The sequence below is a fragment of the Cyanothece sp. BG0011 genome, from assembly GCF_003013815.1.
GTDB lineage: Bacteria > Cyanobacteriota > Cyanobacteriia > Cyanobacteriales > Microcystaceae > Crocosphaera.
In genome coordinates, this window is sequence record NZ_PRLH01000093.1 from 1 (window position 1) to 12500 (window position 12500).

Consider the following 12500-nt stretch of genomic DNA (forward strand, 5'->3'; position numbering starts at 1 on the left):
AAGTGGGGGTTCCTGAAACTTGATCCCCATAAGCCAAAACATAGTAGGTTCCGGTTTGTTCGATGGGAATGACAATTTCGGGATCAGCGTTAAAAGGTTGTACTGTCGTTAGGTCAAATTGTCCTCTGGTGGGCATTTCCCCATAACTGACATAAAGTTCGTTAAACGCTTGATCCGAACTACTATCTAACTGTAAACGAATCGCTTGCCCGGCATTGGCATCGAAACGGTAGTAAATGGCTTGTCCTTGCGCTAAGGTCCCTGTGTCTGGCGTATCTAGGGTTAAAACTTCTACGTCTAAGGTCACTTGTTCCCCAGAAACCCCGACATTGTTACTCTCATCCACTTCCGGAACTTGGTTACGGATATCACTGCGAACAATCACATGATAATCCCCTAAATTGACCCCTGGGACAACACCGTTTAAGGTTTGACTATAACTGTCTCCACTGGCAATATTTCCAGAACGAGTGACTTGCCCCACTAAGGTGTCGTTAATATCCCATTGGGTATCCCTAGACAGATAAACCGAATCGGTCCAAGTGCCGAAAGCGGTGTCAGTTCCTTGGTTTTCGACGCTGTAACTAATACTAATCCCTTGGCCTGGAATGGCACTGTTAGGAACCGTAACATCTGTGACGACTAAATCGGAGGGTGCCGGTAAAATAATCTCAGTCGAAAAGCCATCAAAATTGGTATTATTTGACTCTCCATCCCTTTCATAAACGGCATTACCGCTATCTGTGACCACAAAGGCATAATACCGTCCGGCTAACCCACGGGGTACGTTAAAGCTTTCGGTGACGGTATAACTTTCACCCTCATTAATGACTCCTGTCTGGTTGCGGAAACCTAAATAAATATCACTGCTGCGATCAAATACCTGATCACGGGATAGATACACCGCATCATACCAATTTGCTCCTGTGGCAGCCCCATTATTGGCCACGGTCCAGGTTAAGGTTAAAGGTTGTCCTGCAATACCTTGGGTGGGTGCATCTACGGATTGTACAGTCAAATCAGCCGTCGGTGTCGGGGTAATGGGCAGTTTTCCCTCGCTGGTACTACCACCACCACTACTACTATCACTGGCTTTAACGTTATTATTCTCAAAATTCCCCTCAATGACATTATTATCCCGATCTGTCCTCACTAAAACATGATAATTACCATCACGATCAACCGGCAGATTAAAGGTTGCTGTTGCGGTATAACTTTCTGAGACATTTAACGCCCCGGAACGGAACACAGAACCTAAAGAAATATCATCGTTACTGATGGTAGTATCTAAGGATAAATAGACATCATCGTACCAATAATTGCTATTGGTGCGGCCAAACCCAAGATTTTCTACGGTCCAACTAATATTAACCGGGGTTCCTGACTCTAGGGTTGTGGGTAAAGTGATGGCCGTAACTTGTAAATCAGGGGTATCACGAGCAATGGTTATGGGTAAAGCATTAGACCCATTATTCCCTTCATTGCTGCCTTCATAGACGTTATTGGTGGCATCTGTGACCACAAAGAACTGATAATCCCCGGCTAAACTGAAGGGTAGAGCAACGGTTTCTGTCCGACTATAGGTTTGATTGGGGGTTAATAATCCAGTTCGGCTAAAGGTGGCGAGGGTAATATCGTCGGCATCCCCTAATACGCCATCCACAGAAGCAACAATGCGATCGCTCCAACTGGTGACAATGGTATCCCCAACTCCCTGATTTTGCACCGTCCACTGTACTTGAATGGATTTTCCAGCTTCTCCTGTGGTGGGAATAACCGCTTCTGTCACCACTAAATCGACGGGTTGAGAAACAATTTCGACTTGATTGGCACTTTGAACTAAATTATTGTCATTATCTAACTCAAAAACCCGATCGCCGTCATCGGTTACCCCAAAAACGTAATAGGTTCCGGTTAAGGTATTACTGAGGGCAAAATTGGCCGTACGTTCATAACTATCCCCTGGGTTAAGAATACCGTAACGGTTAACACTACCCAGTCGAATGTCTGTAATAGGATCAAAGTCCTCATCCGTTGAAAGATAAAAAGTATCGATCCAAGAACCATTAGGGGTTTCCGTTGCGCCATAGTTAGTGACACGGTAATTAATAGTTAAATTGCTACCAGAACGGGCATTATTGGGAATAACTAAGGTTTCAAATTCTAAATCAGGGGGTGGGGTTAAAAGAATGCTAGTAGGGGTGGTATCAAGGTTACTGTTGTTATTGTCAAAGATATGTTCGTAAACTTGGTTATAAATATCGCTTTGAACAAAGAAGAAGAAGTCGCCATCAACCCCAATGGGTAAATTAACTGTGGCAGAACCGGTATAACTATCCCCTGCATTGAGCGCACCACTATGATAAAAGGTGCCTAAAATGCGATCGCTTGCGTCTAAGGTTTCATCTTCGGACATAAACACCCGATCCCACCAGGCCGTCTCTAAAGTGCGTCCATTGCCTTCATTGGTCACAGTCCAACTTAAGTTCATGGGTTGCCCAGAAAATGCCCCTATGGGTGCATTAACATTAGTCACTTGTAAGTCTGGGGGTGGGGTTAAGTCCACATCCGTCGGACTGCCAGCACCCCAGTTATCCCCTTCGTTACCCACTTCTGTGACATAGTTATAAGCATCTGTCTGCACTAAGAAATAGTAATTACCATTGATTCCTTGGGGTAGGGTAACGCTTAAACTGTTGCTATAACTATCTCCTGTATTGAGATAACTAGGATTGGTGGTTCGTCCTAAATAGGTATCCGTATCATCAAAGGTTTGATCTAAGGATAAATAGACTGTGTCGTACCACACCGGTGCGTTGGTTCCCCCTGTACCCACGTTACTCACAGTCCATTCTACGATGGTGTCTTGACTGGAAAAGGCTGTCTCTGGTGCGGTGACACTGCTAACTTGTAGGTTAGGAATGGGAGAAAGTTCTAGGGTGAGGGTGTCCTCATCTGTCGTGGTGTTATTGGACTCGTTTTGGGTTCCTTCGGGAAGATTGCCATAATAATCCGTGGTGACAGCAACTTGATAATCCCCAGTGAGATCCAAGGGTAGGGTAAAAGATTGAGTTCTTTCAATGGATTCTCCTGACGCAATATTGCCGGTAAAGTTAAAATAGCCTAAATCTCTAACAAATGCCCCTGTACTAGCATTAACCAAATAAACGCGATCCCACCAAGTTCCCTCCGCCTCGGCTGGCCCTTGGTTGGTAACGGTCCAACTAACATCAATGGGTTGCCCTGATAAGGATTCAACAGGTGCATTAATATCACTTACGACTAAATCAGGGGCGTTAAGATTAATGGCCACCGCACGAGCATTATTATTATTATCCGTCTCTCCTTGGTTTCCTGAACCATCGGCCACAAAGATTAAATAGCGATCGCCAGTGGAAAAATTGGGTAAGTTCAGATTACGGGTGACAGTGTACTCTTCTCCTGCACCGAGAGGGGTTTGCTCAGAAATCAATTCTTGAGTCACCAATGTATCAGCATTGGCATCAAAAACAGCATCGTTGGAGAGATAAATGCGATCGTACCAATCCGTTGCAGCCGAGGTGGTTCCTTGGTTTTGCACCGTCCAAGACACTTCAATACTCTTACCCAAAGTTCCTATTGTGGGAACTGTCGCACTCGAAACGATTAAATCTGGTGCGGTTAAGGTGATAGGAACAACCGTTAAGTTATTATTTTCGTTGATTTCTCCTTGACGATTATTATGATCCGTTGCAAAGATTAAATATTGATCCCCGGTGGCGAAACTGGGTAAAACAACGTTTTTACTGATGGTATAGTTAGCCCCTACCTCTAAGGGAGTTTGGGTAGCAATGTATTCTGCAGTGACTTGAACATCACTACCGTCTAAGGTTTGGTTACTGGATAAATAAACTCGGTCATACCAGTCTCTGGTGGCTGTTCCGGTGCCTTGGTTGCTAACGGTCCAGGTTAATTCTACTGTGTCCCCTAAAACTGCCGTTTCTGGGGCATCAGTAGCGGTTATGGTTAAGTCTGAAGCAGAAATATTGATGGGAACTGCCCGCACATTGTTGGTTTCGTCTGTTTCCCCTTGGCGGTTGTTCAAAGATGAGGAATAAGTATAAATGCTATCGGTGACAAACAATAAATAGCGATCGCCGGTTTCGGTGCTGGGTAAGCTAATATTGCGACTGCTTGTATAGGTAGCATTGGCATCTAAAGGGGTATTACTGCCTTGCCACAGAGCGGTCAAATACTGATCACTACTATCAAAGGTTTGATCACTAGAGATATACACCGAATCATACCAGTCTGCATTGGCAGCCACAGTTCCCTGGTTCGTCACATCCCAAGATACGGCAAAGGTTGCTCCGACGGTAACTGACTCTGGGGCAGAGGCATCACTGACAGTTAAGTCAGGGGCATCTATGCGGAAAGCAACGGCGCGATCGTTATTGGTTTCGTCGGTTTCTATTTGAGCGTTATTGCCATCGGTACGGAAAATTAAATAACCATCCCCGATAAAGTTTGTCTGAGTGGGTAGGGTAATGTCTTGGGTTTGGGTATAACTTCCCCCTGGTTCGATGGGGGTTTGAGACGCTGCTGAAATACTGGTAATAAAGGTGTCAGAAAAATCATAGGTATCATCACTAGACCAATAAACATAATCAAACCAATCTCCCGGTGCTTCTTCTGTTGTTGATTGGTTTTCCACTGTCCACGACAGGCTAACGGTTTCTCCTAATGCTCCTGACTCCGGTGCAGTTGCTGCGGAAACCATTAAATCCGGTGCACCGATGGTAATGGCAATGGCGAGATCGTTATTATTATCGTTGGTTTCTCCTTGAGCATTGTTACCATCTGCTCGGAAAATCAGATAATAGTCTCCTGGGTTAACATTGGGTAAGGTAAGACTGCGATCTATGGTATAGTTGCCCTCTGGTGCTAAGGGGGTTTGAGGGCTAATGGATTCAGACGTAATGAAAATATCACCAAAACCACCAATGGTGTCATCGGTTGATAGATAAACATAATCGAACCAATCTGCAGGGGCGGCCACCTCTCCTTGATTAGTCACTGTCCAAGAAACATTAATCTCTTGATTACTTACTCCCCGACTGGGGGCAGTGGCATCACTAATGATTAAATCTGGCGCACTTAAACTAATAGGAAGGATAAACGTATTATCGGTTTCATCGGTTTCGCCCTGCTGATTATATTGATCAGCAATAAAAATCAAATAGCGATCGCCTGTTGCCGTGGTCGGAATAACCAGGTCACGGGTTTCTGTATAACTTCCACCTGTTCCTAATGGACTTCTCGAACCTTGCCAAATTTCAGTTACATAGGTATCAGAAAAATCAACGCTTTGATCCGATGAAATCACCACTCGATCATACCAATCTGCATTGGCTGCAACGGTTCCGTTATTTTCTACTGTCCAGGAAACGGAAAGGGTTTCTCCTAAAATTGCTGTATCGGGAGCAGTTGCACCAGACAAAGTTAAGTTAGGGGCAGTAATATTAATAGCTTGGCTATAAACGTTATCGTTTTCATTAGTTTCTTGCTGATTGTTATAATTATCTGTTTTAAATAGTAAATAGCCACTACCGACAGCTTGTCCAGATAAATTAAATGTCCGATTAATGGTATAGGTTTCTGTTGGTTCTAAAGGTAAACCTTCAAAACTATTAACAAATTCTTCATAGAGATAAACATCATCACTATCTCCAAAAATATCGTTTTCTGAAAAAACAACGCGGTCATACCAAAAGGTTCCTGTGGTGGCAGAACCGATATTGTCTACTGTCCAAGATAAGGTAACACTTTGTCCTGTTGTAGCAGTAGTTGGGGCGGTTACTTCCCTAACAACGAGGTTAGGAAAACTATTACTACTGGTTAATGTATAGTCTCCTGTTGCGCCACTACTAAAGCTGGTTACCCTGACAATATAGTTGGTATCAGCTTCCGCCGTAAAGGTTAATAAGGAGTTTAACCCTTCTCCTCCATCATCATCAGAAGTAATTAAGGCTTGAGTATCAGCATTAATTAATTGTAAATAAGTATCGAAAGGTGCCGTTAAACCGATGCTAACTGTCTCACCTGGGTTAACATCTGTTAATGTATAATCATCGCTGTACCTTCCTGATCTTGTTGGATTAAGGGCATCATCAACACTTAAAGACCCTGTAATCGTTTCATCAATAGCAGAAATTGTTCCAACAATTGGCGGAGGGGGAGGGGTTGTTACTTCAAAAGGAACCGCAAAGGTGTTGTTATTTTCATCGATTTCTATTTCATAATCATAACGATCTGTTGCAAAAATTAGATAACCATTTCCGTTTAATTCATTGTCATAATCAGGTAAATAAATACTCCTCGTAATGGTATAACTGTCTTCAGGATTGAGGGGTAAGTTATAGGGATTAAATTCTTCTCCTTCACCAAAATCATAATATTGTATTGGCTCATCGTATAGATATATATCTCCTTCATCTAAGACATCATCAGTAGAAAAATAGACTTCATCATACCAAACATTACTAGCAGTGGCTACAGTTCCTTGGTTTTGCACTGTCCAACTGACATCAATATAACTGTTTAACTCACTTGATGCAGGTGTGCTAACCTCTGTAATAACTAAATCAGAGCCATTTCCTGCAGTACCGAGAAAAAGACTATAAACGTTATCGTTTTCGTTGCTTTCAGGTTGAATTCCATTCGGCTCAAAGAAGTCAAAATCAGTAATAAAAAGTAAATATTGATTATTGGTGACTCCAAAATCAGGTAAGGTAACCTCCACAGTTTGAGTGTAACTATCTCCTGGAATTAAGGGATCAAATTGATGATAATCCGTCAAAATACTTGTTAAAAAGATATCCTCAAAGGGGTCAAAGGTTGAATCATCTGATAAGTAAACCCCATCAGACCAGCTTTCCCACGTATCAAATCCTCCTATATTTTCTACTGTCCAAGATACAGAAATGTTTTCATTTGGCTCAGGATTAATCGAAGCAGTTGAAGCGTCGGTTACGGTTAAATTAGGTAAGCCAAATGTTTCCCAATCAAAGGAATAAGTATTATCATTTTCTGGTGCAACCCATTGTAAATAATAAATTCCATCACTGGTTAATTGAGTTTCAAAATACTGACTATAAGGACTACTTTCTAAAGTCTCTGAGGTAATTAATGTTCCCTCAGCATCGTATAGATTTAAGGTAACAGGATGGGTTAAATTACCAAGTTCATAACGAACTCTTAAAAAACTTTCTCCTGTGGTTGCTTCGATTTGATACCAGTCTTCATCAAGCAGCAATAAATTAGTCAAATAAATCCCTTCTTGTTCCCTAATATCGGCGGCTGTTTCTAAGGTATTATTATCTTCAAATTCATCAGGGACACTACTAAGGACTTGGGTTGACCAACTTAGATCATAACTGTTACTAATTTGATTAGTATTGGGATCACTAGAAGGGGAATTAATCCTTAAATAATAATCTCCTGGATCTAAAATCGTAGTAATTTCTTGTTGAAAATTACCCGTAATTGAACTAGGACGATAAAGTCCAGAAGCAATTAATGTCCCTGATGGGTTATATAATCCTAAATCAAGATAACGAGAATTAGTGGGAAAATTAATAATAGTTGAGAAATATTCTTCTCCAGCATCAACGGTTACTTTATACCAGTCTTGATCCCCTGCATAGGAAATGCCTTGACCATTAATACTACTTAATAAAACTCCCTCTGATGCTGTTAAATCATAAGCAGTTGCTAGGGTGTCATTGTCTTCATAATTATCATCGGTTATATCGATGGCAAATCTAGCAAAACCACTTCCTGGGGAACGAATTCCCTCGGTCCGTAATGGATCGACATTGCCTTGATCATCAGCAACGGTTAAGGTATCCCCTTGGGTAACATATAAATAACCGTTTAAATAAACAGAAGCACTGCCTTTACCAATATTAAAAGGTGCGTCGGGCAAGTTTTGGCGATCGCTGACATAAACTATTCCTTCAGGAGTCTCACTAAGGATCACTCTGGCAAAATCAGCGTTATTAATTAATCCTCGTCCTTCATTAAACGGCCAAGTATCATTACTGGTTTCTCCCCGTAACAAATATAAGACGTTACCGGTTGCGGTAACGGAATTGCCCCATAAACTGGTGCCATTGTCGTTACTGGTCCACCCTAAATCATTGTTTAAAGAGTAAATTAAAGTCTGTTGAGAGGCCAGAGGGGTTTCTCCGTCGGGGATAGATGTCAAAAAACTTCCCTCTGGATAACCTGTCTCATTGTTAGTCCACATCACCAGTTGATCGCCACTGAGATGATACAGTCGATCATTGGTGGCGTTATATTCCCAGTCTCCTCCTCTGGGAAAATGTTGACCCGTAAAATTCCAATTGGGGGTTAACTGGGTATGGGTTCCCCCACCGTCAATGTTATCGGTTCGGGCAAAGTTATACTGGCCCCCTCCGACATGATGAAGAATGACCGGTTCTCCGTCTACATCTACCCCCACCAGGCCAGCATTACTATCAATTAAGGGACTATCGATGGTGGTTTTTTCCCATTCTTGTGTCCAGGTTCCGGTGGTTCCGGTGGTTAAATCATAGGAATAAAGGGCCGCAATTTGGGGGCCTGAGCGAAATTGATAATAATAAAGAGTATCGCCTGATACAAATAAGGGATTAACTAGATTGCCGGAGGAAAACGCATCTCCGTCTACTCCATCAAGATTTAAGGTTGGTAATGGATCCCAGGTATCGGTTTCGGGATTATAACGCCCAAAACGAACAGAACCGTTAGTAATACCTAAATTATCTAATCTTTCATTGGGATCATCTACTAAATCACCGTTCAAATCAATATAATCATCGTTTCCATCTCCACTAAAATCCGCTGCATAGAGGTAGGTTCCATCAGTAGCTAACCCTCCTCCTGCACTAATACCATAGGTAAAAGGAACATCAGCTAAGGTTTCCCAAGTATCTTCATTGTTTTCTACCTCAATGACTTGTCCGTCGAGATTGATCCATCCGTGATCATTTTCGGTTTTTAACTGGGTTAAAGTCGTCTCTGATAAGGGTTCTCCCATCACTAATGCTGAGAATATCTTCCCTTCGTCTCCTTGACTATCATTGTCTGCACCATTTAAGACAACATCCACATGATGGCCATATTCTTCTATGACCACGGCAGTTAAATTGGCGATCGCTTGTGAGTCTCCTCCGAGAACAGCGGCGTTAATATACTCTAAATACTCATAAGCTAAATAAATTGTCCCTGTTTCGGCACTATAAGCCCCATTTACCCCATTAAGCTCTGCTCGATAGCGAATTTCTACAGCAGGAAAGTTACTCAATTCTCCTGTAGACCAGGCCGACTGTAAGCTATCCAATGCTGTGGTTGTCTCAAAGGCCGTTGCCATTTTAGAGACAAATTCCGAGTCGTTGGCAAACCCTTGTAATTGGGTTTGCGTTAAGGAAAAGGCTTGGTTTAATACTGCCTCTAGGGAGGGTTCAATTAATAAAGAATGGGCTGTTAATAAGGAATCGATCCAAGAGGGTGCGCTCATTTCTAGTCTAAATTTAATCTTAAGTTAATGATAGTTTCAACGGATAAACTCAAAAATCTTCGTGAATTCTAGTTAGTTTTTTCAAATTTATCAACCCCAATCACCAAAGCAACAAAAATCCTTTATTTTTTGTAACTTTTCTTTATATACCTACTTTAAATAGTTAGCTTAAGCCTATTTATTTCAAGGTTTCAGGGTTAATTATTTTTTCTCAGCCGAAAGCAATCAACTTTTGTGTTGATAAAAAATATATGAATTTAATCTCATATCAAAACCGAAGAAACAAGAGGATTGATATAAGGAAAAAATAAGGTTAGGGAGATTTAATTTTGAATATCTTTTGATATCACAGCCTATATTAAAGCATAAATAAATACTCGATGGTGTTATCGTTATGTATAACTTCGTGTTATTTTTTAGGAAATACTGACATTTTGCACGCTGTACAAAAAAACTTAAATGAGGGTTCAGTGGTGAATCTCCAACTATAGTCTGTGATTTCGTTGGGGTGTGTTCAAAACAACAGGTAGATTAGTTAATTAGCAGATTGATAGGTAGTTTAACAACAATATCGCTTATGGTCATTTCTATTGCTCATCTGGGCCCCGTTGGCACCAATGCAGAAACAGCCGCCTTAGCTTATGCTCATTGGTTAGAAGAAAACCAGGAAAAATCCTCTTTACTCTGTCCTTATCCGAGTATTGCTCAAACCTTGCATTCTGTGGCTCAAGGAGACACGAATAAAGCCGTGGTACCGGTGGAAAATTCAACAGAAGGCAGTGTGGCCATTACCTTAGACACGCTCTGGCAACTCGATCGCCTACAAATTCAGCAAGAGGTGGTTTTACCGATCATTCATGCTTTCTTTTCACGGGGAACCGCTCTGAGTGGCATCAAAACCGTTTATTCCCACCCTCAAGCCTTGGCACAATGTCAACGATGGTTGCAGCAAAACCTGCCCAATATCCCTTTAATTCCCACTAATTCTACTACCGAAGCCCTACAAAAAATCAGCCTCGAACCCACGGCCGGGGCGATCGCGGCCCCCCGTGCGGCCAAACTGTATCACGTTCCCATTTTAGTCAATCAGATCAACGATTATCCGGATAACTGTACTCGGTTTTGGGTGATGACCTTAAACCCTACGCCGACGGTGGGCAGTCGTATCTCCTTAGCCTTTAGTGTCCCTGCTAATATTCCTGGTTCTCTGATGAAACCGTTGCAAGTATTTGCTGAACGGGACATTAACCTGAGTCGCATTGAATCTCGTCCCACTAAGCGATCGCTTGGGGAATATGTCTTTTACCTCGATGTTGAAGGCAACCAAGATGATCCCAAGATTATGGATGCTCTCAAGACGTTAACCAACCATACAGAAGTTCTCAAAATCTACGGTAGTTATCCGGTTGTGTTTCTGCGAGATACAGATATTGAGCAACTTTAAGGGGTTGCTGTTCATTGATAAGCCTATTTCAGCACATCTTTAAGGGCGGTTCGTGCCGCTAAATGATTACGGGTAGAGGTTAAAATTTCGATTTCCCGTTCTAGACGACCTTTGGTTTCTTGCATCTCTAAAAGGGCTTGTTGTTCTGCTGCAACACCGTATAAATTACCGGCTACCCAGTAAGATAATTCTACCGGAAGGTCGGGCAAATCATCGGGTAATTCGATTTTCTGGTCGGTCAACTTGGCCGAAAGACGGACCACATCCCGTAATAATTGTCCTACTTCCGTGGCCAAGGGTTCAACGTTTTCTGTAGTTGGCTTATCTTCAAGCCATTCAACTAAACCCACTCGATAAGGCTTTTCGCGAACATATTCGAGGATACGGAACCGTTGTTGTCCCATGGTTAAAATTTTCATGCGATCATCCGGAAGACGCTGAAAGCGAACTAACTCCGCACAGGACCCTACTTTAGCAATTTCTCCGTTGACGGGGTTGACCATGACCACACCAAAACGGCGATCCCCTTCTAAGATGGTATTCATCATCATGCGATAACGAAACTCAAAGATATGCAGAGGAAGAGGACGACCAGGAAATAATACGACTTCGGGTAGGGGAAAGATAGGAAGTTCTCGAACTGCAAGGGAAGAAGATGTCATAATACTCAAGCGCGCGTCTTAGCTTTTAATTAATACTTTAACTGATTTTTCTCAATTAGATCAGTTGACTTCTCCAGGGTTTTGTTCAAAATTGTTTCATCAACTTTTCTTATGGTTGAACTATCATTAAGGAAGTCGGCTAAATTATCTCTGCTTAATTCCTTTAACCCTTATGCCATAAACGGGCATAACCAGCCAAAAGCTAACAAAGTGAATTAAGATGAAAAAACAGGTTGCTCTGAGTATTCTTGCCCTGTCTTTGGGTTTATTTCCCTTCCAACCCACCCAAGCAGCATGGGACCCACCGACGCTATCAGCTGTTAGTAATGGACTAGACGCATTTTGGGGCGGAATTTTGACCCGTTTAGGGATACGCTATACCTATCCGATGGTTTATTCTCATCAAAATCTTGAATTGACCCCTTGTGGACCTTCGTTATTAGCCCATTATTGTGCTGATTCTAACACTATTCATCTGAATATGGTTCAAATGGATAAATTAGTCGAAACAGTCGGTGACTCTGCTGGCTTTTTCGCCTTAGCCCACGAATATGGTCATTCTGTGCAGAAACATTTAGGGATTCTTGACAAGAATTTGCCTATCGTGGTTTTGGAGTTGCAAGCTGACTGTTTAGCAGGGGCGTTTTTTGCTGCGACTGATGAGTTAGGGATATTAGAACCTGGAGATGTCAAAGAAGGGGCTATAACTGCCATGATGACAGGGGATTATGATTATGAACATACCCATCATCATGGAACCCCTGAACAACGAGGACGGGCATTTCTCAGTGGATTTAATGACCCTAAATCTTGTTTTCAATAGAGATTAATC

Annotated in this window: 4 protein-coding genes; 2 read left to right on the forward strand and 2 right to left on the reverse strand. The window is 42.2% G+C overall.

Going from position 1 to position 12500, the window contains the following annotated elements; genetic code table 11:
• Positions 1-9562, reverse strand: a 9562-nt coding sequence (locus C4E06_RS11260) for a CARDB domain-containing protein (RefSeq protein WP_198648553.1), incomplete at its 3' end; no start/stop codon positions are given.
• Positions 9563-10139: 577 nt separating this feature from the next.
• Here C4E06_RS11260 and pheA point away from each other — a divergent pair.
• Entirely contained in the window at positions 10140-11006 is an 867-nt protein-coding gene (gene pheA / locus C4E06_RS11265; protein ID WP_107668147.1) for a prephenate dehydratase, read from the forward strand.
• 23 nt (positions 11007-11029) lie between these two features.
• On the opposite strand, the gene C4E06_RS11270 is transcribed toward pheA, so the two are convergent.
• Positions 11030-11668: an LON peptidase substrate-binding domain-containing protein gene (locus C4E06_RS11270; protein WP_107668148.1), complete on the reverse strand. Its 639-nt coding sequence runs from the start codon at positions 11666-11668 to the stop codon at positions 11030-11032.
• A 220-nt stretch (positions 11669-11888) separates the two neighbouring features.
• On the opposite strand from C4E06_RS11270, the gene C4E06_RS11275 reads away from it, so the two are divergent.
• Positions 11889-12491, forward strand: a complete 603-nt coding sequence (locus C4E06_RS11275) for a neutral zinc metallopeptidase (protein ID WP_107668149.1) — start codon at positions 11889-11891, stop codon at positions 12489-12491.
• The last annotated feature ends 9 nt before the right edge of the window (positions 12492-12500 follow it).

Coding starts and splice junctions, on each gene's coding strand:
- C4E06_RS11270 (WP_107668148.1), bottom strand. CDS start 11,668: ATGACATCTTCTTCCCTTGCAGTTCGAGAACTTCCTATCTTTCCCCTA.
- C4E06_RS11275 (WP_107668149.1), top strand. CDS start 11,889: ATGAAAAAACAGGTTGCTCTGAGTATTCTTGCCCTGTCTTTGGGTTTA.
- pheA (WP_107668147.1), top strand. CDS start 10,140: ATGGTCATTTCTATTGCTCATCTGGGCCCCGTTGGCACCAATGCAGAA.